The sequence below is a fragment of the Allobranchiibius sp. GilTou38 genome (genome assembly GCF_017565325.1).
Lineage (GTDB): Bacteria > Actinomycetota > Actinomycetes > Actinomycetales > Dermatophilaceae > Allobranchiibius > Allobranchiibius huperziae.
Genome location: NZ_JAGEKN010000007.1, coordinates 121,347 through 145,322, shown reverse-complemented (window position 1 = coordinate 145,322; position 23,976 = coordinate 121,347). Strand labels below are relative to the sequence as shown.

General features: G+C 70.4%; 28 protein-coding genes and 1 riboswitch. Of the genes, 18 read left to right on the top strand and 10 right to left on the bottom strand.

Annotated features, from left to right (window positions below; genetic code table 11):
• Positions 1–4: 4 nt before the first annotated feature.
• Both JOB34_RS09945 and JOB34_RS09940 read right to left on the bottom strand, forming a co-directional pair.
• Entirely contained in the window at positions 5–793 is a 789-nt protein-coding gene (locus JOB34_RS09945; protein ID WP_208052571.1) for an exodeoxyribonuclease III, read from the bottom strand.
• Positions 794–969: 176 nt separating this feature from the next.
• Complete coding sequence (locus JOB34_RS09940) at positions 970–1,935, bottom strand: LysR family transcriptional regulator (RefSeq protein ID WP_208052570.1); 966 nt, start codon at positions 1,933–1,935, stop codon at positions 970–972.
• 63 nt (positions 1,936–1,998) lie between these two features.
• Between JOB34_RS09940 and JOB34_RS09935 the strand changes: the two genes are divergently transcribed.
• The 3 genes from JOB34_RS09935 (at position 1,999) to JOB34_RS09925 (ending at position 3,705) form a co-directional block, all read left to right on the top strand.
• Positions 1,999–2,847: an SDR family NAD(P)-dependent oxidoreductase gene (locus tag JOB34_RS09935; protein WP_208052569.1), complete on the top strand. Its 849-nt coding sequence runs from the start codon at positions 1,999–2,001 to the stop codon at positions 2,845–2,847.
• 220 nt (positions 2,848–3,067) lie between these two features.
• Positions 3,068–3,301 carry a hypothetical protein gene (locus JOB34_RS09930; protein WP_208052568.1) on the top strand — a complete coding sequence of 78 codons (234 nt, stop codon included), beginning with the start codon at positions 3,068–3,070 and terminating at the stop codon, positions 3,299–3,301.
• Positions 3,298–3,705: a hypothetical protein gene (locus tag JOB34_RS09925; protein ID WP_208052567.1), complete on the top strand. Its 408-nt coding sequence runs from the start codon at positions 3,298–3,300 to the stop codon at positions 3,703–3,705. The genes JOB34_RS09930 and JOB34_RS09925 overlap by 4 nt, the downstream gene beginning before the upstream one ends.
• Positions 3,706–3,788: 83 nt before the next feature.
• On the opposite strand, the gene JOB34_RS09920 is transcribed toward JOB34_RS09925, so the two are convergent.
• Positions 3,789–4,412 (bottom strand): hypothetical protein, encoded by a 624-nt coding sequence (locus JOB34_RS09920; RefSeq protein WP_208052566.1) that lies wholly within the window; start codon positions 4,410–4,412, stop codon positions 3,789–3,791.
• Positions 4,409–6,520, bottom strand: a complete 2,112-nt coding sequence (locus JOB34_RS09915) for a hypothetical protein (RefSeq protein ID WP_208052565.1) — start codon at positions 6,518–6,520, stop codon at positions 4,409–4,411. The genes JOB34_RS09920 and JOB34_RS09915 overlap by 4 nt, the downstream gene beginning before the upstream one ends.
• Positions 6,521–6,675: 155 nt before the next feature.
• On the opposite strand from JOB34_RS09915, the gene JOB34_RS09910 reads away from it, so the two are divergent.
• From JOB34_RS09910 to JOB34_RS09900, 3 genes are read left to right on the top strand one after another with little or no spacing between them, the layout of a single operon-like run.
• Entirely contained in the window at positions 6,676–7,458 is a 783-nt protein-coding gene (locus tag JOB34_RS09910) for an SDR family oxidoreductase (protein WP_208052564.1), read from the top strand.
• Positions 7,459–7,479: 21 nt separating this feature from the next.
• Positions 7,480–8,046: an orotate phosphoribosyltransferase gene (gene pyrE, locus JOB34_RS09905; protein ID WP_208052563.1), complete on the top strand. Its 567-nt coding sequence runs from the start codon at positions 7,480–7,482 to the stop codon at positions 8,044–8,046.
• Entirely contained in the window at positions 8,010–8,747 is a 738-nt protein-coding gene (locus tag JOB34_RS09900; RefSeq protein WP_347813817.1) for a CbiX/SirB N-terminal domain-containing protein, read from the top strand. The genes pyrE and JOB34_RS09900 overlap by 37 nt, the downstream gene beginning before the upstream one ends.
• A gap of 106 nt (positions 8,748–8,853) precedes the next feature.
• Here JOB34_RS09900 and JOB34_RS09895 read toward each other — a convergent pair whose 3' ends face one another.
• Together JOB34_RS09895 and JOB34_RS09890 are read right to left on the bottom strand one after the other, a co-directional pair.
• Positions 8,854–9,414 carry a helix-turn-helix domain-containing protein gene (locus tag JOB34_RS09895; protein ID WP_208052562.1) on the bottom strand — a complete coding sequence of 187 codons (561 nt, stop codon included), beginning with the start codon at positions 9,412–9,414 and terminating at the stop codon, positions 8,854–8,856.
• Between the two features lie 3 nt (positions 9,415–9,417).
• A complete protein-coding gene (locus JOB34_RS09890; protein ID WP_208052561.1) occupies positions 9,418–10,347 on the bottom strand; it encodes an LLM class F420-dependent oxidoreductase in 930 nt (309 codons plus the stop codon).
• 46 nt (positions 10,348–10,393) lie between these two features.
• Here JOB34_RS09890 and JOB34_RS09885 point away from each other — a divergent pair, with 46 nt between their 5' ends.
• The 5 genes from JOB34_RS09885 to JOB34_RS09865 all read left to right on the top strand — a co-directional run bounded on the left by JOB34_RS09885 (position 10,394) and on the right by JOB34_RS09865 (position 13,960).
• Positions 10,394–11,644 (top strand): MFS transporter, encoded by a 1,251-nt coding sequence (locus JOB34_RS09885; RefSeq protein ID WP_208052560.1) that lies wholly within the window; start codon positions 10,394–10,396, stop codon positions 11,642–11,644.
• A 131-nt stretch (positions 11,645–11,775) separates the two neighbouring features.
• Entirely contained in the window at positions 11,776–11,958 is a 183-nt protein-coding gene (locus JOB34_RS09880; protein WP_208052559.1) for a hypothetical protein, read from the top strand.
• A riboswitch (adenosylcobalamin (AdoCbl) riboswitch) is annotated at positions 11,952–12,103 on the top strand. Its footprint overlaps the gene before it by 7 nt.
• 7 nt (positions 12,104–12,110) lie before the next feature.
• Positions 12,111–12,338 (top strand): CbtB-domain containing protein, encoded by a 228-nt coding sequence (locus JOB34_RS09875; protein WP_179483096.1) that lies wholly within the window; start codon positions 12,111–12,113, stop codon positions 12,336–12,338.
• A 24-nt stretch (positions 12,339–12,362) separates the two neighbouring features.
• Positions 12,363–13,229, top strand: a complete 867-nt coding sequence (locus JOB34_RS09870) for a CbtA family protein (RefSeq protein ID WP_208052558.1) — start codon at positions 12,363–12,365, stop codon at positions 13,227–13,229.
• Positions 13,226–13,960 carry a (2Fe-2S)-binding protein gene (locus JOB34_RS09865; RefSeq protein ID WP_208052557.1) on the top strand — a complete coding sequence of 245 codons (735 nt, stop codon included), beginning with the start codon at positions 13,226–13,228 and terminating at the stop codon, positions 13,958–13,960. Before JOB34_RS09870 ends, JOB34_RS09865 begins: the two co-directional genes overlap by 4 nt.
• A 30-nt stretch (positions 13,961–13,990) precedes the next feature.
• On the opposite strand, the gene JOB34_RS09860 is transcribed toward JOB34_RS09865, so the two are convergent.
• From JOB34_RS09860 to JOB34_RS09850, 3 genes are all read right to left on the bottom strand, one after another.
• Positions 13,991–14,674: a VTT domain-containing protein gene (locus JOB34_RS09860; protein WP_208052848.1), complete on the bottom strand. Its 684-nt coding sequence runs from the start codon at positions 14,672–14,674 to the stop codon at positions 13,991–13,993.
• Positions 14,675–14,871: 197 nt separating this feature from the next.
• A complete protein-coding gene (locus JOB34_RS09855; protein WP_208052556.1) occupies positions 14,872–16,149 on the bottom strand; it encodes a GNAT family N-acetyltransferase in 1,278 nt (425 codons plus the stop codon).
• A 55-nt stretch (positions 16,150–16,204) separates the two neighbouring features.
• Positions 16,205–16,813, bottom strand: a complete 609-nt coding sequence (locus tag JOB34_RS09850) for a TM2 domain-containing protein (RefSeq protein ID WP_208052555.1) — start codon at positions 16,811–16,813, stop codon at positions 16,205–16,207.
• Positions 16,814–16,944: 131 nt separating this feature from the next.
• Between JOB34_RS09850 and JOB34_RS09845 the strand changes: the two genes are divergently transcribed.
• From JOB34_RS09845 to JOB34_RS09815, 7 genes are all read left to right on the top strand, one after another.
• A complete protein-coding gene (locus JOB34_RS09845; protein ID WP_347813837.1) occupies positions 16,945–17,571 on the top strand; it encodes a TrmH family RNA methyltransferase in 627 nt (208 codons plus the stop codon).
• Positions 17,572–17,692: 121 nt separating this feature from the next.
• The gene (fbaA, locus tag JOB34_RS09840) at positions 17,693–18,718 is read left to right on the top strand and encodes a class II fructose-bisphosphate aldolase (protein WP_208052553.1); all 1,026 of its coding nucleotides are present in this window, start codon (positions 17,693–17,695) and stop codon (positions 18,716–18,718) included.
• Between the two features lie 63 nt (positions 18,719–18,781).
• Entirely contained in the window at positions 18,782–19,186 is a 405-nt protein-coding gene (locus tag JOB34_RS09835) for a DUF3151 domain-containing protein (protein ID WP_179483079.1), read from the top strand.
• Between the two features lie 51 nt (positions 19,187–19,237).
• A complete protein-coding gene (locus JOB34_RS09830; protein WP_208052552.1) occupies positions 19,238–20,194 on the top strand; it encodes a helix-turn-helix domain-containing protein in 957 nt (318 codons plus the stop codon).
• Between the two features lie 158 nt (positions 20,195–20,352).
• A complete protein-coding gene (locus JOB34_RS09825; RefSeq protein WP_179483073.1) occupies positions 20,353–21,660 on the top strand; it encodes an adenylosuccinate synthase in 1,308 nt (435 codons plus the stop codon).
• Positions 21,657–21,902 (top strand): hypothetical protein, encoded by a 246-nt coding sequence (locus JOB34_RS09820; protein ID WP_179483070.1) that lies wholly within the window; start codon positions 21,657–21,659, stop codon positions 21,900–21,902. The genes JOB34_RS09825 and JOB34_RS09820 overlap by 4 nt, the downstream gene beginning before the upstream one ends.
• Before the next feature lie 12 nt (positions 21,903–21,914).
• Positions 21,915–23,066, top strand: coding sequence for an MFS transporter (locus JOB34_RS09815; protein ID WP_208052551.1), 1,152 nt, complete (start codon positions 21,915–21,917; stop codon positions 23,064–23,066).
• 24 nt (positions 23,067–23,090) lie between these two features.
• On the opposite strand, the gene JOB34_RS09810 is transcribed toward JOB34_RS09815, so the two are convergent.
• Positions 23,091–23,951, bottom strand: coding sequence for an NAD(P)-dependent oxidoreductase (locus tag JOB34_RS09810; RefSeq protein ID WP_208052550.1), 861 nt, complete (start codon positions 23,949–23,951; stop codon positions 23,091–23,093).
• Positions 23,952–23,976: the final 25 nt, after the last annotated feature.

Below are 23,976 nucleotides of genomic sequence, written 5' to 3'. Positions count from 1 at the left end.
GAGCTCAGTCCAGATCGACCAGCACGGGCGCGTGGTCGGAGGCGCCCTTGCCCTTGCGCTCCTCGCGGTCGATGGACGCCCCGGTCACCCGGGCGGCGAGCGCGGGGGAGCACAGTGCGAAGTCGATGCGCATCCCCTGCTTCTTGGGGAAGCGCAGCTGCGTGTAGTCCCAGTAGGTGAAGGTGCGCGGCTCGGAGGTGTACGGGCGCACCACGTCCGCGTACCCGGCGTCCACGATGCCCTGGAACGCGGCCCGCTCGGGCGGGGTCACATGGGTGCGCCCCTCGAAGAACTCGGTGTCCCACACGTCGGCGTCTGTGGGTGCGATGTTCCAGTCACCGGCCAGCGCGATCTGAGCCTGCGGGTCGTCGGCGAGCCACTTCGCCGCGTCGACCCGCAGTCGTTCGAGCCAGTCGAGCTTGTAGTCGTAGTGCTCGTGCCCTACCTCGCGGCCGTTGGGCACGTAGAGCGACCACACGCGGACGCCGCCGCAGGTCACCCCCAGTGCGCGAGCCTCGCTCACCGCCGGGTCGCCGTACGTCGGCATGTCCGCGAAACCGACCTGCACGTCCTCGATGCCGACGCGGGAGATGACCGCCACGCCGTTCCACTGGTTGTAGCCGACGTGCGCGAGCTCGTAGCCGGCCGCCTGCACCGGCATGGCCGGGAACTGGTCGTCGCGGCACTTGGTCTCCTGCAGCATCAGCACGTCGAGATCGTGACGCTCCAGCACCCCCATGACGCGGTCGATGCGGGAGCGGACGGAGTTGACGTTCCAGGTCGCGATACGCACGCGAGCCACCCTAATGACCCGCCCCGACACCCGCCGGGTCAGATCGCTGCGCACTCGTGCGCCGCGCCAGATCAGGTCTTGCGTGGTGAACCGGCGTTCGCGACGTGCGTGCACCCGAAGATCGAGGGCGGGCTGCTCCTGCCCCTCGCGGGAGCGTAGGTATCCGGATGGGTGGCTCAGTGGACGAGCTCGGCTCGCAACGCGGTGGCTTGGGCGAGCAGGGCCCTCACAGCCAGGCGGGTTCTGGGCCCGGCGTCGTTGCGCGCGAGCAGCACGCTGCTGCGTTCGGCGTGGGACGGGTCGTCCACCTCGATGGCACGCACGCCCGGCGGGACTGCGACCGCCATGGTTCCGGGCAACACACTGATGCCCAAGCCGGCCGCCACGAGACCCAGTCGGGTGGTCCAGTGGCGGACGGAGAACGCGATAGGAGGGTTCGCGATGCCTGGCCATGGGCCGAACTGAGGATCGCCCGAACCGCCGACCCCGACTATCCAGGGCTCGTCGAGGAGGTCCTCCGGCCGCACCGTCGGGCGCCTCGCCAGAGGGTGCTCCGCCGGAACGGCGACATGCATGCCCACGATCGGCAGAGGGAACCGTGCAAGATCCTTGAGGTCGCGGTCGGTCGATTCCTCGCTCAGCGCGACGAGCGCCACGTCGAGCCGCCCAGCTGACATCCGGCGAAGCAACACCGGCGTGGGCGCCTCATCGATGATCACGGTCAGGGCGGGATACCCGTCACGCAGAGCCGCCACTGCTCGAGGCACCAGCACCGAACAAGCCGTCGGAAATGCTCCGATCACCAATCGCCCCCCGACCCGGTCGCGAAGCCCGGCCAGTTGCTGGCCCGCGGTGTCGAGTTCGGCCAGCGCACGGCCGGCACCTGACAGCACGATCTGTGCGGCCAGTGTCAGGGTCACGCCGCGTCGCCCACGCTCGAACAGCTGCTCGCCCACGGCGCTCTCCAGGGCCGCCATCTGGCGTGACACCGCGGACTGGGTGTAGCCCAGCTCAACGGCCGCGGCGGCGAAGGACCCGGTAGCGGCCACCTGTCGCAGGACGCGTAGGCCCAAGAACGTTACGTTCTCCATCACCCGTCGATCCTGCCATGCGTGAAGCGCAGAGCAGATGCGCTGAACCATCGCTACAGGTCAGAGCACATATGACGCATGGTGGAGACGACCAACCGATCGAGGAGACGAACAATGACCAGCCCGAATGGCAAAACATGGTTCATCACCGGAGCATCGGGGGGATTCGGACGGGAATGGACCGAAGCGGCTCTCGAACGTGGTGATCGCGTGGCGGCAACGGCACGGAGCGTCGATCGACTCGCCGACCTGACACGGCTGTACGGCGACTCGGTTCTTGCGCTGACGCTCGACGTGACTGATCGGGAGGAGGTGACCGCCGCCGTCGCCGAGGCATTGCGCCATTTCGGAGGAATCGACGTCGTCGTCAACAACGCCGGCTTCGGTCAGCTCGGAATGGTCGAGGAGATCAGTCCCGAGGAGATCCGGGCGATACTCGACGCCAATCTGCTGGGCACGCTGTGGGTGACGCAGGCCGTCCTGCCCGCCCTGCGCGCACAGGGCAGCGGCCACATCGTGCAGGTGACCAGCGAGGGTGGTGTGACGGCATTCGCGCAATTCGGGGCTTATCACGCCAGCAAGTGGGCGGTCGAGGGCTTGTCGCAGTCGCTGCGACTGGAGGTGGCGGCTTTCGGCATCCGCGTGACCTGCGTCGAACCCGGGCCTTACGCCACCGGATTCGGAAGCAGCGGCCTGCGCCGCAGCGCGTCGATAGCCGAGTACGACGTGGTGCGCGACGGCATCGACCGCGGTGGCTGGCTCTTGGGCGATCCGACAGCGACGCGACAGGCGATGCTCGCTGTGGTCGATGCCGAGGAACCGCCGCAGCGAATCGTGTTCGGCCGCGCCCTCGAAGGAATAGAGCAGGACTACGCAGAGCGTTTGCGCACCTGGCGCGAGTGGCAGCCGACATCGTTGGCCGCATTCGGGGATCCGCACGCGCCCGCCACGTCCAGCATCTGATCGATGCACCTGCCGGACGCATGGTGCGCTCGTCGCCGTTCCACGCGTCGTAGCCGTGGTGGTCTTCGTACTCGACCTGTCCTCGAGTTCCTTGCAGGTGGTGTGAAGACAAGTTGCAAATTAGTGAACTAATTGTCTGTTAATGTACAAAATGTCTGGCACCGTTCGAGTGCCGGTGCGGCGGTTCGACTGTCGCGATCCTTTCGAGTTCGGAGCATCCATGAGCCAGCACACGACCCCGCCGTCCGGTCAGCCGACGGACGTCACCAGCTTCGCCGACCTGGGCAAGGACCTGTGGTCCTACCTCACCGGTCGCGGCGCCGCGATCGACTACCAGTTCGTCGACATGACCGTCGAGGTGCCGAAGACCACCGGTGCGGACGCCGCGCGCGCCTCCTGGAAGCTCAACGGCACCCTGCGCATCACCACCTTGGAGAAGGCCACCGCCAAGTGACGCGCACCGAGGGCAGTCGCGAACGGCCGCTCTCGGTGACCGCCGATCTGGACATCGAGATCGACGGCGTTTTCTCCCATCTCGCGGGTGATGGTCGGCGGATGGTCCTTCACAGCGAGCACCCCCAGGCGATGTGGTCCGCGCTCACCCAGGCGTCGTTGCCGGACTCGGTCGGGGACGTGAGCGGTCCGCGTGCGATCGGTCGGCTGGCCCGCGCCATGGCCGATGCCGAGCTTCATCTCGATGTCGAGGGCCCTCGCGGAGTGATCGTGAGCATCGGGGACGGAGAGCGGTCGGTCATCGGTCGCGTCGTCACCGGCAGCGCGGCCGTTCGGCCCCGGTCGGCGCGCTCTCTCCTGCCGTTCCTCGGCGTGGCTGCACGTCGGGTCGTACGTCGTACGTGATCCCTTCACCGAGGGGGTGGAACATGCTCGAGGGGTGGGGACAGGTCCCCACCCCTCGAGCATTTCTCTGTCCCTGGACGGGATCAGTCGGTCTCGACCACGAAGTCCCAGGACACCGCCGCACGGCGCCCATCCGGTGCCCACTTGATGACGCCCTCACCCGTGGGCATCGAGGTGCGCAGCTGGAACGTCGTCGACCGCCCGGCGGCCAGCACCGCCGGCGGTTTGCGTGACCCCGCGAGGCGCACGGCGTAGGTGGCCCCGAGGTGATCGCTCGTCCCGAAGTCCGACACCCGCACCGGCACCGGCAACGCGCCGGCGTGCAGCGTCACGGTGAAGGTGCATGTCGTGGACGGGGTTTCGTACGGCAGCCCTTCGGCGGGGACTGCCGGTCCGACGACCGTGGCGCGCACCGTGCCCCCGGATGCAGGGCGCACGTCGACCGTGTCGCCCTGGGCCGCCAGTGCGGGACGGGTCGGGGTGCCGACCGCCACATCACCGGCGCGGACCGGGTCCGGCGGCAGCCAGGACGGCAGGCTCCCGTAGGTCTGCGGGGCCGCCGGATGGGTGGCGGTGTGACCGGAGCCAGCCGATCCGCAGCCGGCCACCGTAGCCACTGTGAGAGCCCCGCCGGCCAGCGCGAGGGCGACGCGCCCGCAGGTACGACGCGCGTATGCGCCGTGCCTGCGGGCCGGTGCGTCGCTCACCAAGCGCGCCGAGCGTTGTTGAAGACGTCGCGACCGAACGGCGTCAGACCCGCCTGGGCGGCGAACCCGAGGTGGCCCTTGCCGTCCAGCCCGCCCGACACGGTGCCGACGGTCAGCGGCGTGTGGTCCTTGCCCTGGCCGACACCGAAGATGTCCTCCATGGTGCGCAACCAGCTGTAGTGGTTGTAGTACGTCGTGCTCGAGCTGCCCGGCTTGATGTACGGGCTGATCAGCACGCTGCCGGTGTCGCCGCCGCCGGGCGTCGCGTCCTTCGCGTCGTACAACGGGTCGGCCGTCTGACCGGCGGCCAGCTGGCCGGGCGCACCTTCGGCGCTGAGCGAGACCGAGCTCACCGCACCGGTCGGGGTGACGGGCTTGCCGTTCTCGTCCACCAGCTGGAAGGAGCCGTCGATGACCGAGCCCTTCGGCGAGGCGGCCGGTTGCGGGCCGGTGTCGCTCACCGTGCCGACGAAACTGCCCGCCGGGATCGGGCTCGCGCCGCCAGGACCGGTCTTGTCGGTCGTGTCGGTGACCTCACGCCCGGTGTCGTCCGCCACGATCGAGCTGTCCAGCACGTACGACGAGCTCGCGCCCGCCGCTGCGCCGTCCGTGCGCGCTCCAGGTGTGTCACCCGAGCCGCCGCGAACGATTCCCGGCACACAGTTCGCCGGCACTCGGGTGGGAGTGGTCTGGGTGCAGGTCGGCGGTCGGTCGATGAAACCGTTGTCGCCGGGGCCGGGGAAGAGCTGGTTGCCCGAGGCGTCGGTCTGCAGCGTGGAGTTCGGACCGGTCGGCTCGGTGTTCACGTTGCGTCCGTTGATGTTCTGCCCGGCCGCGTCCGCCGTGATGCCTGCGGTCGCGTTCGGCTGGTCGCCCTGGGTGGGCCCGTAGGAGTTGGCGTTGTTGAAGCTGTTGCCGGTGTAGGTGAACGGCGGGTTGGCCTCGTCGAACGTGACGTCGATCAGACCGCCGTCCTTGAAGGCCGGCGACTTCTCGATCATCGACACGTAGTACTTGAGGAAGAGGTCGGAGGCGTAGAGACCGCCGGTGTAGTTCTTCGGCGTCGTCGACTCCGGGTTCGGGGTGGGCGACTGGTAGATCGGCTGGCCGGTGGAGGAGAAGGACCCGGACAGGTTGTTGCCCTTGCAGATCGCGTCGTGCGCGTCGCTGCAGTTGTTCGGCGTGATCCAGGAGAACGCCGGGGTGGTCGAGGACTTCTGCAGGTCGTGGAAGAGCCCGTTGCCGGAGTTGTCCAGGTTGGCGATGTGCTTGGAGTCGCAGTCCGAGCCACCGCCGGCCGGCGTCGTCAACCCCGGGGTGGTGCTGCCGTCGGCGTTCTTGGTGCCGGTCACGCCGTGGAACCACGGGAAGGGGAAGTGCTTGGCGACGTACTGGTCGTTCGCCTGGGCGCCGGTGAGGCTGGTGACGCCCGGCGGCAGCGGGTGTGCCGGGTCGGCGCTCATGTAGCGGGGGTTGGTCGTGGGGTCGTTCGCCGAGGTGCCCGGACCGCCGCAGGCCGCGTCCTCGCGGCCGGCCTGGTTGCCCAGGTCCTGCGCGTAGCCCTTCCAGCTCTCGTGCGCCGCGTCGAGCTGGTTGAAGAGGGTCGGAGTGTCGCGGGGGTAGGTGCAGCCGTTCAGTCCGTTGGCGGCGTTCGCCTTCGCCGGTGAGGCGACCTGGCCTCGGTCGACGCCCGTCTTGACGATGTCCTTGTTGCTACCGAAATCGAAGTCCTTGACGCTGCAGTCCGATTGGGTGTCCTGCTCGGGCGCCTGCCCGGACACCATCGAGATGTAGTTGTCCTGGCTGTAGTGCCCGGTGCCGTAGTAGTTCTTCAGCAGGACGCCCTGGCTGGGCAGGGTCTTCCACAGGTAGCTGTTCTGGTTGAGGCCGGTGAACGTCGCGTCGTACGACTTGTTCTCCAGGATGATCAGCCAGACGTGCTTGATCTGCCCGGGACGCAGGCCAGTGCTGGAGATCGTGAGGCCCTTCTGGACCGTGGGGGTGGACGCCGCGGACGTGGCCGCGAGGCCGCCGCTGACCAGCGCAGTGGCGACGACGGCGGTCACGCCCCGTCGCTTCCACCGGCTGAATGTCGTGAGGGTTCGCATGATGGCCTGTCTAACGACTGTGCATCCGCGCTCGCCACCGTCGTTTGCTGAACCCGGCGTGAACGATGCGTGAACCGTCCCGGACCTCGCCTCGAGCCCGTTGGGCGGGCGCCGACCGGACGTCGGGCGCGTCAGGCTGCCTACACTCCGAACCCATGAGTAACCACGCGAAGACCGCCCTCGTCACCGGGGCCAGTGCGGGCATCGGCGCCACGTTCTGCGCCCAGCTCGCCGAGCGCGGCTACGACCTGGTGGTCGTCGCGCGCTCCACCGACCGGCTGGAGGCCCTCAAGACCGACCTCGAGGCGCGGCACGGCGTCAGCGTCGAGGTGGTGACCGCCGACCTCACCGATCCCCTCGACGTGCAGAAGGTCGCCTGGCGGCTCAGCGAACCGCAGCGGCCCGTCGATCTACTCGTGAACAACGCCGGGTACGGGCTCAAGAAGCGCTTCCTGGAGAACAACGTGCAGGACGAGATCGCTTCGCTCGACATCCTCGTGCGCACCGTCATGGTGCTCTCGCACTCGGCGGCGCTCGCGATGAAGGAACGCGGCCACGGCGCGATCGTCAACGTGTCGTCGGTGGCGAGTTTCATGGCCTCCGGCACCTATTCGGCCGCCAAGTCCTACGTCACCGTGTTCTCGGAGTCCCTCGCCGGTGAGCTCGCCGGCACCGGCGTGACCGTGACGGCCCTGTGCCCGGGCTTCACGCACACCGAGTTCCACGAGCGCGCCGGCATCAACCACAAGGGCTCGCCGGAGTTCCTGTGGTTGCAGGCCGACCGGCTCGTGCGCGACTGCCTGGCCGATGTCGACAAGGGCAAGGTCATCTCGGTGCCCGGGCTGCAGTACAAGGTCATCACCACCGCGCTGCGCACGGTCCCGCGTCCGCTCGTACGCCGCGGCCGCCTGGCGACCGCCCACCGCCCGCAGAAGTAACCCCGGCTAGGCTCCTTCGCCGTGACGCACTCCGTGGAAGTCGACCGCCGCAACCTCCTGCAGCAGATCCAGGAGCGAGCGATCGTGCACGGCCGGGTGACGCTGTCGTCCGGCAAGGAGGCCGACTGGTACCTCGACCTTCGCCGGATCACCCTCTCGGGGCTAACCGCCCCGATGGTCGGCCGCGTGATGCTCGACCTCACCCGCGATCTCGCGTACGACGCGGTCGGCGGGCTCACCATGGGCGCCGATCCGGTCGCCACCGCGATGCTGCACGCGGCTGCCGCCGACGACGACAGCCGGGCGCTGGACGCGTTCGTGGTGCGCAAACAGGGCAAGTCGCACGGGCTGCAGCAACGCGTCGAGGGTCCCTCGATCCAGGGTCGCCGGGTGCTGATCGTCGAAGACACCTCCACTACCGGCGGGTCCGCGCTCGACGCGGTCACCGCCGCGCGCGAGGCGGGCGCAGAGGTGGTCGCCGTCGCGGTGATCGCCGACCGCGCGACCGGTGCCGCCGAGCGGATCCAGGCCGACGGCGGTGTGCCCTACCTGTGGGCGTACGGTCCGAGCGATCTCGGAATCTCCTGAACGACAACGCGATCCGGACGCCGCCGCTCGTTCTTTGCGCGCACGGCACTGCCAACCCGGCCGGTCAGCAGGTCGTGCTCGATCTGCTCGCCGCGACCCGCCGGCAGCTACCTGGCGTCCGCGTCGAGGCGGCGTACGTCGACGTCCAGGCACCCGGCCCGGGCGACGTCGTCGCCGATCTGTACGACGCGTCCGACCCGCCCGTGATCGTGCCGCTGCTGCTCTCGACCGGTTACCACGTCGAGGTCGACATCGACCGGGTGGTCCATGCCCATCCGGGCACCCGGGCGACGAGTGCGCTCGGCCCGGCGCCCCTGCTCGCCGACACGATGATCACGCGGTGTGCCGAATCGGGCGTCGAGCCGAGCGACGCGGTGGTCTTCGCAGCGGCGGGCTCGAGCCGGCCGCAGGCGGCGCGGGACGCCGAGCAGGCCGCTGCTCTCTTCGCCGAACGCCGCGCCGGGTCCGGCCCGGTGCTGTTGGGCTACGGATCCGCGAGCTCGCCGAGCATCCCCGAAGCGGTCGCCCGGCTGCGTGCCGACGGCGCGAGCCGGGTTGCCATCGCGGCCTACCTGCTCGGCCCCGGACACTTCCACGACAAGCTGCACCACGCCGGTGCCGACCTCGTCACCGCACCCCTCGGCGCCGACGAGCGGCTCGTGCAACAGGCCGTCGTCCGCTACCGCGCCGCCCTCGACTGACCGCGCACCTTCCTCGCCATCGAGCGGAGGCCTTCACGCTCGAGCGGAAGGGACATGACCCTTCCGCTCTGTGCCGGACCCCTCCGCTCGACGACGGGGGCGGCCCTCAGTCGGTCGGTCGCGGCTCCGCGGAGGCATTGAGCCAGAACGTACGACGCCGCTTCACGCCCGGGTCGCCGGGTTCGTGCAGGTCGCGGTACCTGTCGACAAGCCGGGAGAGCTCAGCGTCCAGCTCGTTGGTCTCCTGCTCGGTGAGCAGCAGGCTCGCGCGCCAGAGCGTCAGCGAGTCGTCGTCCTCACGCATCCCGGACACCAGGTTCTGGGTGGCGGAGCGCAGGAACTCGGTGACCACCGTCTCCTGCTCGGCGAGCGGCATGTCGGCGCCGTCCGAGTTGTCGATCTTGAACCCGTCCGCGGTCTTGCGCCACGGCCGTTCGCGCCCGTCGCCGGAGTCGACCCGCTCGACCATCCCCCACTTCTCCAGCGCGCGCAGGTGGTAGCTCATCGCCGACGGGGTGATCCCGCACCGGGCCGCAGCCTCCGTCGCCGTGAGAGGCTCGTCCGTGCTCAGCACATCCTCGACGAGTTGCTGACGCACCGGATGCGCCAGTGCGCGCAGCGCACGGACATCGGTGAGCGTGCGCTCCGTTCGCTCCCGACGCGCCATGGCTCAGCCGACCTGCGGCAGGACGTCGGAGGCGATGACCTCCAGGTGATCCAGGTCGGCGAGGTCGAGCACCTGCAGGTAGACGCGCTGCACGCCCGCCTCGGCGAACCGGCCGAGCGCATCGACGACCTCGGACGGCGTACCGGCGAGGCCGTGCTCACGCAGGTCGCCCAGCGGGCGGCCGATCGCCGTGGCGCGTCGTGAAAGATCCTCTTCGGTTCTGCCGCAACACACGACCTGTGCGGCCGACCAGGTGAGCTCGCCCGCGTCCCGGCCGCGCTCGGCGCAGGCGGCTCGCACCCGCTCGAAGATGTCGGACGTGTCCGGCAGGCTGGAGAACGGCACGTTGAACTCCGTCGCGTACTGCGCCGCCAACGCCGGCGTGCGTCGCTTGCCGTGGCCGCCGATGATGACCGGCACCCGGTCCTGCGCCGGTTTGGGCAGGGCCGGGGAATCGTGCAGCTGCAGGTGCGCACCGTCGTAGGAGAAGGTCTCGCCCGCCGGCGTCGACCACAGGCCGGTGATGACGGCGAGGTGCTCCTCGAGCCAGTCGAAGCGCTCCTTCACCGGTGGGAAGGGGATCCCGTACGCCGCGTGCTCGGCGCTGAACCAGCCTGCTCCGTAACCGAATTCAACCCGGCCGCCACTCATCTGGTCCACCTGGGCCACGGAGATCGCCAGCGGACCGGGGTGGCGGAAGGTCGCTGATGTGACGAGTGTGCCGAGCCGGATGCGGGAAGTCTCCCGCGCCAGTCCGGCCAGCGTGATCCAGGCGTCGGTCGGACCGGGCGCTCCGTTGCCGTCACCCATCCGCAGGTAGTGGTCGCTACGGAAGAAGGCGTCGAAGCCCAGGTCCTCGGTCGCTCGGGCGACGCGCAGCACGTCGTCGTACGACGCGCCTTGCTGGGGTTCGGTGAAGATGCGCAGATCCATGGCTACAACTCTTGCAGACGACGACGTGAAGCAGTAACTTCATAATATGAAACAAATCCTTCACGCCTCTGTCTGGCGCATTCGCGACTTCCGCAGGCTGGCCGTCGGTCGTTCCGTCGCCGCCGCGGGGGCGGGGATGGTGCTCATCGTGCAGCTGCTCCGGCTGACCGCGCAGGGGGCAGGCTCGGGCCGGATCATGGTGCTGCTCCTCGCCGAGGTGGTACCGGCCATCCTCTGTGCCGGCCCGATCGGGCGAGCCGCCGACCATCGCGATTCCCGAGGCGTGCTCACGGTGGGCATCGCGGCGCAGGTCGCTGCCTGCCTGGTGCTCGCCACCGTGCCCGGCTTCGCCCTCACCTGTGCGGCGATCGCGCTGCTGAGCGTGGGGACCTCGCTGGTCGCGCCGGTGTGGAGCGTGCTGGTCCCGATCGTGGTGGGGGAGGGGCGCGTCGGCGCAGCCGTCGGCGCGCAGCAGGCACTCACCGCGGCGCTGGCTCCCGTCGGGGCTGGGGCGGGCGGAGTCCTCTACAGCTCCGTCGGCGGTGGCGGCGCGATGCTGGTCGCCGCCGGTTGCTACCTCTACCTGGCTGTGGTGGCGCTGCGGCTGAAGGTGCGCCGACGGGCCCTGGCCGCCGAAGCCATCGGACCCGGACTCCGGCAGCTGTTGATGCCCGACCTGGGCGCGGTGCGCCGCGACCGACTGCTCTGGTGCCTGCTCTCCTGCATGGTGCCGCTGGTCGTGGTCCTGCAGGGGTTGAACGTCCTCGAGGTCTCCTTGGCGCGGCACGACATCGGGGTGAGCGCCGCGCAGTTCGGCTGTTCCGAGATCGCCGCGGGCGTGGGCACGGTCGCCGGCGCAGCGCTCGCCGGACGGATCGCGCGTGATCGGACCCGCGCGTGGGCGATGCTCACCGGTCTGTCGGTCGCGGCCGCTGCGCTCGGAGTCCTCGGCGTGGCCACCACGGTGATCGCGTACTTCGGTCTGCTCGTCGTCGTCGGGGCGGGGGTGGGCGTCTCCAACACCAGCTTCGGCGCCCTCTTCATCATCCGCACGCCGTCGGAGCTGCGCGGCCGGGTGTCCGCGGCGGTCAACGGGCTCATGCAGACGTCGTCGACCGCCGCCATCGCGCTGGGAGGACTGCTGGGGGTCCTGCTGGGCGTCCGTCCGGCGTTCATGGTGTCTGGCGTCGCGGGTCTCGCGGTCCTCGCCATCGGCGCCGCGGTGCTCGCGCGTACGTCGACCGAGAACGTGCCCCAGCCGGTCGCGGACGTCCCACTGCCCGTCCGTGCCCCCTGACCCACCCTGACGCAGGTAGGTCCGAGAGCCACAGGACGACCTGTGGCTCTCGGGCCTACCTGTGCCACGGTCGGGTGACGGACCCGAGCGAGCGGGCGCGCGCGCAGCCCCCGAGGTGCTACACCGTGTGCGTGAGCTCCACCGTCCGGCCCGACAGCGCGCGGGACACCGACGGCACGCTGCCCATCTGGCGTGCCGCACAGGTCTTCCGCCTGTCCACCATGGCGTACGCCGTCGGCGTCCAGGTGCCTGCGCGACCGGGCGACGGTGCGTGGGAGCGGGGCGCCTCGACGCCCGGGTCCGGGGGTGGTTGACTGACCCCGCGACGGGACCGAGGAAGCCGGTGAGAATCCGGCACGGTCGCGCCACTGTGAGAGGGGATTCCGGTCCCCGCAGTCAGGAACTCACCCGTCGCTGTTCTGTTTCTGCCAAGGGACGCACGATCCCGTTGCTGAGAGGTACCACCATGAGCACCATCCCCAACACCGCCCCCACGGCGCGCGCATCCGCCACGCCCGTCGTCACCTCGGAGGCGCGCGCGTTCGCGTGGATCTTCGGCGCCGCCATCGTCGCGTTGGCCCTCTACTACTTCATCGGCGTCGACCAGGGCGCGTTCTCCGTCTTCGGCAGCGACACCCACATCCACGAGTTCGTCCACGACTCGCGTCACTTCCTCGGGTTCCCCTGCCACTGACCCCGGTCGGACGGACAACTCGATATGGAACGCGCACTGATCCTGCGCGGCGCCCTCGCGGGCGCCGTCGGCGGGCTCCTGGCATTCGTCTTCGCACGAATCTTCGCTGAGCCGCAGATCTCCGCGGCCATCAGCTACGAGAGCGGGCGCGACGCCGCCCAGGACGCGCTGGACAAGGCGGCCGGTCAGGCCGTCCCGGCGATGGGCCCGGACATCTTCAGCCGCACGGTCCAGGCCAACGTCGGCATCGGCGTCGGCATGGTCTTCTTCGGTGTCGCCATGGGCCTGCTCTTCGCGGTCACCTACACGATCTGCCTCGGCCGTGTCGGCGGCGTGCGGGCACGCACGCTCGCCCTGCTCGTCGCCGGAGGCGGGCTGCTGTCGATGTACGTCGTCCCGTTCCTGAAGTACCCCGCCAACCCCCCGGCCATCGGGCACGAGGACACCATCCGCAGTCGGTCGGTGCTCTACCTGACGATGACGCTGGCGGCGGTACTGCTGCTGATCGGCGCGGTACTGCTCGGTCGGTGGCTGCAGGCGCGGCTCGGCACCTGGAACGCGGCACTGGCGGCCGGCGCGGCGTACGTCGTCGCGGTCGGCATCGTGATGGCGCTGCTGCCGTCGTTCGGCGAGCTGGCGGCCAACGTGCACACGTTCGGGCGGCACGCCACCGAGACGCCGCTGCCGCTCAAGGACGCACAGGGCCGCATCGTCTACCCCGGCTTCCCGGCCGACACCCTGGCGACCTTCCGGATCTACTCGCTGCTCGCGCAGGTGATCCTGTGGGGCGCGATCGGGCTGGTGTTCGCGCCGATGGCCGAACGCGTCCTCACACCTCCGAGCGCGCCCGAGCCGGCACGGCGGGACACGGCGCCGGCGTCCCTGAGGTGACCGACGCACGACCGTTCGGTCCCGGATCCCTCGATGCACTGCGGGACCTGGGGCCGTTCTTCGTGGTGCGTACTCACGGCGAAGGTCCGCCACCCGCGCCGTGGAGCCCGGTCACCGACCTGCTGGCCGATCTTGCGCCACGGGTGGAGCAGGTACGCGCGTACCTCGCCTCGGGCGTCGGCCCCGACCCGTCGGGGGTCGAGCTGCGAGTGGCAGCCTCGGTGATGCACCTCGGCCTCGTCGCGCGCCTGGTCTCGCCGTGGGTGGGCCTGGCGGCCCGGGACGGGATCCTCCTGCCGGTCGGAGTCGACGACCTGTGGTGGATCCCGTCGCTCGGTGGCGGTTTCGAGCTGTCGGTCGCCTCGCGGGCGCTGGATCGAGCGCGGCCGGGTCCGCTCGACGCGTGGGCGGTCGAGCTCGTCCGCGATCTGCTGGCTCCTCTGGTGGACGCCGTGCAGGGATCGCCGTCGGTGCTGTGGGGCAACACCGCCTCGGCGGTGAACGGTGCGGTCATCGCGGGGTCGGCCACGCACCCCGAGCTGTCCGCTCGGCTGCGTACCGTCGCGGACGCACTGCTGGCAGGGCTGCCCGGCCCGGGAGGAGCCGGCGTGCACACGGGCCGGGTCGGGACCTCGGGTTTTCGGCGCCGAAGCTGCTGCCTGATCTACCGCGTCGGGGGTGACGCACGGCCGCGCGCGGTCTGCGGCGACTGCATCCTCCCTATGTCCTGACCCGGGCGATCGGGCTGTCGAGCGGGTTCGTCAGTCGCGGTGGGCGACCTTCTCGACGGCGTCGGCGGACTCGTCGATGAGCTCCTTCGTGGCCTTGCGGTGACGCCACCACTCGAAGAGCGCCGGCAGCAGCGAGACGAGGACGACGGCCAGGATCACGACGTCGATGTTCTTGCCCAGGCCCGGGAAGGTCTTACCGAGCGCGAGCCCGGCGAGCGTGACGATCGCGACCCACAGCACCGCACCCACGGCGCTCCAGGTGAAGAACCGCCGACGGTCCATCCGTGACGCACCGGCGACCAGGGTGATGAAGGTGCGCACCACCGGCACGAAACGACCGATGACCAGGGCCTTGTTGCCGTGGTGATCGAAGAACGCGCTGGTCTTGTCGAAGTGGCTGCGCTTGACCACCCGGCCGTCGCGCTCGTAGAGCCGCGCACCTGCGACCCGGCCGATCTCGTACCCCGCCACGTTGCCTGCGAACGCCGCGATCATCAGCAGCGGCATCGTCTGCCACAGCGGCATGTGGAAGCCGCTGGTGCTGGACGTCGCGGTGAAGAGTCCGATCGAGAAGAGCAGCGAGTCGCCGGGCAGGAACGGGAAGAGCACCCCGCACTCGATGAAGACGATCAGTATCGAGAACCAGAAGAACGCACCACCGAACTGTCCGAGCAGGTAGTTGGGGTCCATGAAGCTCGGGCCGAGGGAATGCATCACCGCTCCAGGCTACGGGGAATCCACTGAGCACACGCTGTGCCGGCTGCCCGGACGCGCCGTGCGGTTCGTACGCCGGGCGACGAGTACTGCGGTGTGCGTCTGTGGCCAGGACTGCAGCCCTGGCCACAGACGCACACCGTCACCACGGACGCGCGACGACCGTGTCGGAGGTACGGCGGATCCGGTGGTCGCTTTCAGAAGTTGTCGGGGCAGTACGGCGAGCGCGTCCACCCGAAGGCTCCGGCCGCCTCCCGCACCGCGCCCGCCGTGTGCTCACGCACCCGTCCGGCCCGGTGCAGATCGCCGACCGAGACGCCGCCGAGGTAGACCGCCCCCAGATCGCGCGCGCTCAGGGTCAGATCGGGTGCCTTGCGGGTGCGGGCGACCTCGGCGTGGCCACCAGTGATCCTCAGCGAGTAGCGCCCGTCGACGCTCGCGAGCACCGGATCCGCGACCTGGAGCACCAGTGCGGCATCGGCGAGGTAGCTCCGGGATTGCAGCGCTTCGGAGACGTCCAGGATCCGCAGGTAGAGCCCGTCGGCCGGGCGGATGTCGAGGGCCCGCGGGTCGGCCAGCAGGTGCAACAGGGTCTCCTGCGCCGCCGCACCGGATGCGCTGAAGGTGCGGGCCAGGTCGAGGTCGAGCTGATAGCGCCACAGGCCGGCGTACGCCGTGGGTGTGCTGGCGAGGACCGGCCCCACGCTGACCTTTCCGGCCGGACCCGTGCGGTTCCAGTCGTCCTTGAAGCGGTAGGTGCCGACCCCGTCGACCGTGCCGCCCGCGTCGAAGTGCACGAGGTAGCGCCGCGCCGAGCGGCCCTCGCGCCACCGCTCGGGATCCACGGTCTCCATCTCCCACCAGCGGCCCGGGCGGTCGAACATGCCCGGCTGCTCCGCGCGCACCGACTCGTGCACGGGGCGCGCCGCCGCCAGCCACTGGTCGGCGCTCACCTCGACGACCGACCCGTCCGTCACGATGTCGGGCAGGAAGGCACTCTCGTGCGTCGAGCCGCTCAGCGTGGCCGACCAGGTGGCGACGCCGTACCCGAACCGGCCGTAGATCCCCGACTCGCTCGCCCACAGCGCGGCCACCGGCACTTTCCGGGCGGCGAGGTCATCGAGCTGGTGGCGCATCATCGCGCTCAGCAGGCCCCGGCGTCGGTACGCAGGCGCGACCGTCACGTCCGAGACCGCCGCGCAGGGCACTTCGCCGCCGGGCACCGAGAGCGACCGGACGGTGCTCGACGCGGTCGCCACCCAGGCACGGCCCACCCGCAGCCCGAAGCAGCCCGGCGGGGGGAAGAGGTCCCGGCTGAGCGCGGTGGTCTCTGTCTCGGCGCTCCCCTGGAACCCGGCGATCACCATGTCGTGCCACGAGGTCCAGGTGCGGTCGGTGACCTGCGTCAGCTTCGGCTGCGCCAGGTGCGGCGGCTCGGGCAGACGTTTCGGGCTGGTTGTTCGCGAGGAGGGCACCGGCTCATCCCATCGGACGTACACCCCTTCGCGCCACCGCAATTCCCAGCGTGCGTCAGGCGAGCGCCTTGCCGTCGACGTCGGGCAGCTTGCGCAGGATGATCAGGATGAGGTCGACGATGCTCCAGATGCCGCAGCCGCCGCAGGTGATGAGCTTGAGCACCCCGAGGCCGGTCTGGCCCAGGTAGAAGCGGTCGACCCCGAGACCCCCCAGGAAGATCGACAGCAGCAGCGCGGTCAGCCACTCGCGGTGGGAGAAGACCCCCGGGATCTGCCGGGCGAGGATCTGCTGGCCGCTGGTCGTGCGCACCGGGGTGTCGCCGTGCAGGGCACCGTCGACGGCGAGTCGCTGACAGTCGGCGATGCTCAACGGGCCGCGCTCCGCGCCGTCGACGAAGGCGAAGAACTGGTCACCCCCACCGGACTGCGGGGGGCCGTACCCACCCTGGGGTCCCTGGCCGTAGGGCCCGGGTGGCGGCGGTCCGGCGTACCCGCCCTGTTGCGGTCCCTGGCCGTAGCCACCGGGCCCGCCCGACGGGGGCGGTCCGGCGTACCCGCCCTGCTGGGGACCCTGACCGGGTCCGGTGTTGCCGGGCTTGTTCAGATCGGGTCCGTCGCCGCTGGACTGGGATCCGCCGGTGCCGTACGGGTCGTCGGTGCTCATGTGGGTGCCCTCTCCGGATCGTGGGTCGTTCGCGTGGCTCCGATGCGTCCCGCGACCGAACGGTTCCATCGGATTCAGCCGCGAAGCATGACACGCTTCGTGCCGTGACCGACCCGATTCCCGCGAACGCGATCGGCGTCGGACCGTGGCCAGGTCCATGGCCCGTCACTCCGGGCGGTGGCATCGACCCGCGGTACGACGCCGAGTTGCTGCGCGACGGCGACCGCCGCAACGTGCAGGACGGCTACCGCTACTGGACGATGGCCGCGATCGTCGCGGACCTCGACACCCGGCGGCACGAGTTCCACGTCGCCATCGAGAACTGGGGCCACGACTTCAACATCGGGTCCGTGGTGCGGACGGCGAACGCGTTCAACGCCGCAGCGTTCCACATCGTGGGCCGACGGCGGTGGAACCGGCGGGGGGCCATGGTGACCGACCGCTACCAGCACGAGCACCACCACGACGACGCCGCAGCGCTCGCGACGTGGGCGCGCCAGGAGGCGGGCGGCATACCCCTCATCGGCATCGACAACCTGCCGGGATCCCGGCCCCTGGAGACGTTCGATCTGCCGCGGTCCTGTGTGCTGGTCTTCGGGCAGGAGGGCCCCGGTCTCAGCGACGCGATGCGGGCGCAGTGCCAGGTGGTGCTGCACATCGAGCAGTTCGGCTCGACCCGGTCGATCAACGCGGGCGCCGCCGCCGCGATCTCGATGCACGCGTGGGCCCGGCGGCACGTTTTCGACCAGTCCCCCTGATTGTTCGGGCGTGCGAGACTGCACTCGAATTCGGACAGTGCCAGCAGCGGGCCTCCCGACGGACGGCCCACCGCGGCGGCGCCGCCCTATACGCCGTCGTTCCACACGAAGGAGTGAGCAGATGCCCATCGCAACGCCCGAGGTCTACGCCGACATGCTGGACCGTGCGAAGAAGAACAGCTACGCCTTCCCGGCGATCAACGTCTCCAGCAGCCAGACCCTGAACGCGGCCATGAAGGGCTTCGCCGACGCGGGCAGCGACGGCATCATCCAGGTGTCGACCGGCGGGGCGGAGTACTTCTCCGGGCAGGGCGTCAAGGAGATGGTCGCCGGGTCCCTCGCGATGTCGGCATTCGCCCACGAGATCGCCAAGAAGTACGACGTGAACATCGCCCTGCACACCGACCACTGCCCCAAGGACAAGCTCGACGGGTTCGTCCGGCCGCTCCTGCAGGCGTCCCTGGAGCGGGTCAAGGGCGGCGGGCTGCCCTACTTCCAGTCGCACATGTGGGACGGCTCGGCGGTGCCGCTGGAGGAGAATCTGCAGATCGCCGAGGACCTGCTGCAGAAGTGCAAGGCCGCGAAGATCATCCTCGAGATCGAGGTGGGCGTGGTCGGCGGCGAGGAGGACGGCGTCGAGGGCGGCGGCGGGGAGCAGCTGTACTCCACGACCGATGACGCGATCGAGACCGCGAAGGCGCTCGGCACCGGCGAGAACGGCTACTTCATGACGGCCCTCACCTTCGGCAACGTGCACGGCGTCTACAAGCCGGGCAACGTCAAGCTGCGCCCCGAGGTGCTGAAGAAGGCCCAGGACGCCGTCCATAAGGAGTTCCACACCGACACCGACAAGCCGTTCCACCTGGTCTTCCACGGCGGCTCCGGCTCCAGCGCCGAGGAGATCAAGGAGGCGGTCTCGTACGGCGTGGTGAAGATGAACGTCGACACCGACACCCAGTACGCGTTCACCCGGCCGGTCGCCGGCTGGATGATCGGCAACTACGAGGGCGTCCTCAAGATCGACGGCGAGGTCGGCGACAAGAAGAAGTACGACCCGCGCGCGTGGGGCAAGGCGGGCGAAGCGGGCATGAGCGCCCGGGTCGTCGAGGCCTGCGAGAGCCTCGGCTCCGCCGGCAAGCACGCCTGACCTGACCGCACGACGCACTCGAGGGGTGGCGAGGGGTCGGCGGGGCTGCGCGATGATGGGCGGGTGACTGACAACCTGCTCGGCATCCCCGAGACCCGCCTGCCCGTCGACCCCGCCGCCGCCCTGCTCGCCGGTGGCGCCGACCCCACCCAGGTCGCGAGGGAGCACCCCACCTCGTCGCTGGCGTGGGCCGAGCTCGCCGAGGCCGCGCTGGGTGCGGGCGAACCGGTCCAGGCGTACGCGTACGCCCGCACCGGCTACCACCGCGGCCTGGACTCGCTGCGCAAGTCGGGCTGGCGAGGGCAGGGTCCGGTGCCCTGGGAGCACGAGCCCAACCGCGGATTCCTGCGCGCACTCGCTGCCCTGTCCCGAGCGGCCGGCGTGATCGGCGAGACCGACGAGCAGCGCCGGTGCGCGGACTTCCTGCACGACTCCAGCGCCACGGGTGCGCGGGCTCTCGGCCTGTAGGGCGACCGGCTCGCCGGGGACGGGGCGCGCGGTGCGGCATACGGTGAACGGGTGACTGCGCGACTGGCCGTGCTCGGGGTGGGGGAGCAGGCCGAGGCGCTCTACCGCAATATCCTGCGCATGCCGCGGCTCGAGCTCGCGGCGCACCGCAGTCGGCTGGGGTGGACCGACGCCGAGGGCGATGCGGCGTTGCTGGAGCTACGCACCCAGCGACTCGTACGCGTCGGCCCCGGCGGCGAGCTCGTCACCGATCATCCCCGCGCCGCGCTCGAGCGGCTGGTCAGCGCCGAGGAGGCGCGTCTCGCCACCCGCAGGCAGGACCTGGCGCGGGTGCGCGACTCGATCGACCAGTTCGCCGCAGACCACCGCATCGGGCGGGAGCTGTCGTCGGCGTCCGCGCCCGATCGTGAGCGGGTGGACCGCGCCGAGCTGGTCGCCGTGCACGAGCACCTGGCCGCCTCGACCGTCGGTGCGGTGCGGCAGGCCGCGCGCACGGCACCGAGCCAGGATGTTGCGGGCTACCCCACGCTGCGCCATCAGGTGCAGGAGGGCCGGGAGCTGCGGTCCCTCTACGCCTCCGACGTCGTGGAGCGCTGCGCGACCTGGCGCGCGGCGTGGGCGCAGACCGGCGAGGCCGCGCGGGTCTCACGCACGTTGCCGTCCGACTTCGTCGTCTTCGGCACCGACGTCGCGTTGGGCAGCACCGAATGGGGCCGGTCCGACGGTGATTTCGTCGTGCTGCGCGACCCGATGGTGGTCGCGGCGTTCGTCGAGCTCTTCGACCGGCTGTGGTTGGCCTCGGCCGCCCTCGAACCGGCAGCCGACGAACCCGAGGGTCTGCTCGAGCTGATGCGGCAGGGGTTGAAGGACGAGGCGATCGCACGGGTGCTCGGCATCTCGCTGCGGACGGTACGACGCCGGGTCGCCGCGCTGATGGCCGAGCACGGTGTGGACACCCGCTTCCAGCTGGCACTGCGCCTCGCCGAACGCCGCGGTCGGGCCGACTGAGCGGGCGGGCCCGCGCACGGTTCGGGCCCGTCGTACCGCTCCGTTAGGCTCGGGAGTCGCGTGGGTCAGGCCGCCAACCGGCGGTATGGCGCACGCACACTCGCGTCGGCCTCCTGGCCACGCCGGAGCCAGCACCGACCACGGACGGGAAACCTGCGATGCCAGCGATCGTGCTTGTCGGCGCCCAATGGGGCGATGAGGGCAAGGGCAAGGCCACCGACCTGCTGGGCGACCGGATCGACTACGTCGTGAAGTTCAACGGCGGCAACAACGCCGGGCACACGGTGGTCATCGAGCAGCCCGACGGCAGCCGCGAGAAGTACGCGCTGCACCTGCTGCCCAGCGGCATCCTCACGCCCGGCGTGGTGCCGGTGATCGCCAACGGCGTGGTCATCGACCTGGCGGTGCTCTTCGAGGAGATCGACGGGCTCAACGCGCGCGGCATCGACACCTCGCGGCTGATCGTGAGCAGCAACGCGCACGTGATCGCCGGCTACAACAAGACGCTGGACAAGGTCACCGAGCGCTTCCTCGGCTCGCGCCGGATCGGCACGACAGGCCGGGGCATCGGACCGACGTACGCCGACAAGATGAGCCGCATCGGCATCCGGGTGCAGGACCTGTTCGACGTGTCGATCCTGCGACAGAAGGTCGAGGCGGCGCTCGACGTGAAGAACGAACTGCTGGTCAAGATGTACAACCGGCGCGCGATCGAGGTCGAGGAGACCGTGCAGGAGCTGCTGCAGTACGTCGAGCGGTTGCGCCCGATGGTGCGTGACACCTCGCTGGAGCTCTCGCAGGCACTCGACCGCGGCGACAGCGTGCTGTGCGAGGCCGGCCAGGCGACGCTGCTCGACGTCGACCACGGCACCTACCCCTACGTCACCTCGTCCAACGCGATCTCCGCCGGCGCCTGCACCGGCGCCGGCATCCCGCCGACGCGGATCGACTCGGTCATCGCCGTCCTCAAGGCCTACACGACGCGGGTCGGCGAAGGCCCCTTCCCGACCGAGTTGCTCGACGACAGTGGGGAGTTCCTGCGCAAGACGGGCGCCGAGTACGGCACGACCACCGGCCGTCCGCGGCGCTGCGGGTGGATCGACACGGTCATCGGGCGGTACGCGACCCGGGTCAACGGCGTGACCGACTTCGTCCTCACCAAGCTCGACGTGCTGACCGGTCTGGAGCGGGTGCCGGTGTGCGTGGCCTACGACGTCGACGGCGTGCGCCACGACGAGATGCCGGTGTCGCAGTCCGACTTCCACCACGCGACGCCGATCTACGAAGAGCTCACCGGGTGGTTCGAGGACATCTCCCACGCGCGCCGCTACGAGGACCTGCCGGAGGCGTGCCGGGAGTACGTGGAGTTCGTCGAGTCACGGATCGGCGCGCGCATCAGCGTCATCGGGGTCGGCCCGGGGCGCGACGAGGTCGTCGTACGCCACGACCTGCTGGAAACCCGGTGATCACCAGGACGGTCAGCGGCAACCGCCCGCCGACCGGCTTCCTGATCACGCTGTGGGCACTGACCGTCGTCTTCCTGGTCATCGCGGTGGGAGCCCTGGTGGCCAGCTGGAAGCTGCGGTCGCTGTCGCCGGAGCAACGCGAGCAGGGCAGGGCCGCGCAGGCGGGGTGCCTGCTGGTCGGCGGGGTGCCGGCCGCCCTCTTCGGGATCTTCCTGCTCTACTGGGCGATCCAGGTGAGCTGAGACGCCGTCCGCATGCCGCTGAGAGACCTGCCGAGAGCGCCACTGGCCCTGCTCGCGACGTGCGTCTTCTTCGCGATCTGCACCGAGATGCTCCCGGTCGGGCTGCTGCCCCAGATCGCGGCGGGGCTCGACATCTCGGCCTCGACGGCCGGCATCCTGGTCTCGTCGTACGCCGTCATCGTCGCGATCATGTCGGTGCCGATCGCGGCGGTCGCGGAGCGGTGGCCACGTCGGCGCGTGCTGGCGGTCCTGCTCACCACCTACGCGGTGAGCAACCTCATCTTCGCCGCGGCACCCGACGACGCCGTCGCCATGGTCGCCCGGGTCATCGGAGGGGTGGCCCACGCAGGGTTCTTCGCGGTGGCGATCGCCGCAGCGGTGTCCCTCGTCGACCCCGCGTCCTCGGGCCGGGCCATCGCGGTGGTGTTGACCGGCAACGCGATCGCCCTGGTCTTCGGGGTGCCGCTCGGGACCGTGCTCGGCACGGCGCTCGGGTGGCGGTGGGCGTTCGTGGTCATCGCGGTCGCGCTGAGCGGGCTCGCCGTAGCGGTCCTGCGGGTGCTTCCGCCGCGCGACCCTCCGCGGACGAACGCACGGATCCCCGTGATGACGGGTATCCGGCGCCCGGCCGTGATCGTGATGTCGGTGGTGATCACCCTGCTCGCGCTCGGGCACTTCACGCTCTACACCTACGTGAGCCCACTGCTGCTGCACGACGGGATCACCCACCCCGATGTGGGAGCGGTCCTCTTCGGTTACGGCTGCGGCGGCGTCGTCGGGCTGGTGGCCGCGGGATGGGCGGTGAGTCGCCGTCCGGGCCTGGCGCTGGTCGCCGACATCGTGTTGATGTGCCTCAGCCTGGTGCTCGCGGCCGTGATCGGCTCGAGCGGCGGCATCATCGCGGTCGTCGCCCTGTGGGGGGTGGCGTTCGGGGCCTTCCCCACGCTGACGCAGACGGTCATGCTGCGGGCGGCGGGAGACGCGACGGATGCCGCGAGCTCCCTGGTCAACGCGACGACGAACCTGGGCATCGCAGGTGGGGCGCTGATCGGCTCCCGGCTGCTCGGCGTGGTCGCCGTGCCCGCGCTCGGGTGGATCGGGGCGATCCTGGTGGCCGCGTCGTTCCTCGTCTACCTCGTCGGCGTGCGCCGGGTGAACCTCTAGTCCGATCGGCCCGCACGCCCCGCCTCAGAACGCCGTTCGGACCGCCGACATGTCGTCGTCGCCCTGCCCGGAGCTCGAGGTCCGCGTGAAGAGGGCGAGCACGGCGTCCGCGAGGTCGGTGCGCAGCTCGGCACCGGCCAGGGCGTCCCGGATGAGCCCGGTGTCCTTCAACGCGCCGTCCACCGCGAACGATGGGCTGTAGTCGGCTCCGATCATGGCCTTGCCCTTCAGCTGCGCGTACGCCGAGTCCGTGGGGCCGCCCTCGATCGAGGCGAGGAAGAGGGCCGGGTCGATGTCCAGGCCCTCGGCGAGCGCGACCGACTGTGCGGTGGCCGCGGTGATGGACACGATCCAGGCGTTGCACACCAGCTTCAGGGCGCTGGCCTTGCCGAGCGCCTCGCCCGCGACGACGCTGCGGGCGGTCATCGCCTCCAGGGCGGGTCGCGCGGCGTCGATGAGCGCGGTCGGGCCCGACAGGAGCGCCACGAGCTTGCCCTGCTCGGCCGGCGCCTTGGTGCCGAGCATCGATGCGTCGACGATCCGGTCGCTGCCGCTCTCGGCCGCGATGCGTGCGATCCCCGCAGGGCCGACGGTCGTGCTCTGCAGCCAGACCGTGTCCGATCCCAGCGCCGGCACCAGCTCGCGGGCGACCTGCACGACCGCGTCGGCGTCGAACAGGATCGTGACGACGACGTCGGCACCACGCACTGCGTCCGTGACCGAGTCCGCGACCGAGATCCCCTCCGTCGCAACGTCTTCGGCCTTCGACCGGGTGCGGTTCCAGACCACCACGTCATGCCCGGCGCGCCGCAGCGCATGCGCCATCCCCGCGCCCATCACGCCCGTGCCGAGCACTGCCACCCGCTGTGTCGTCTCTTCAGTCATGTCAGAGGTAACCGCCTCGCCACCG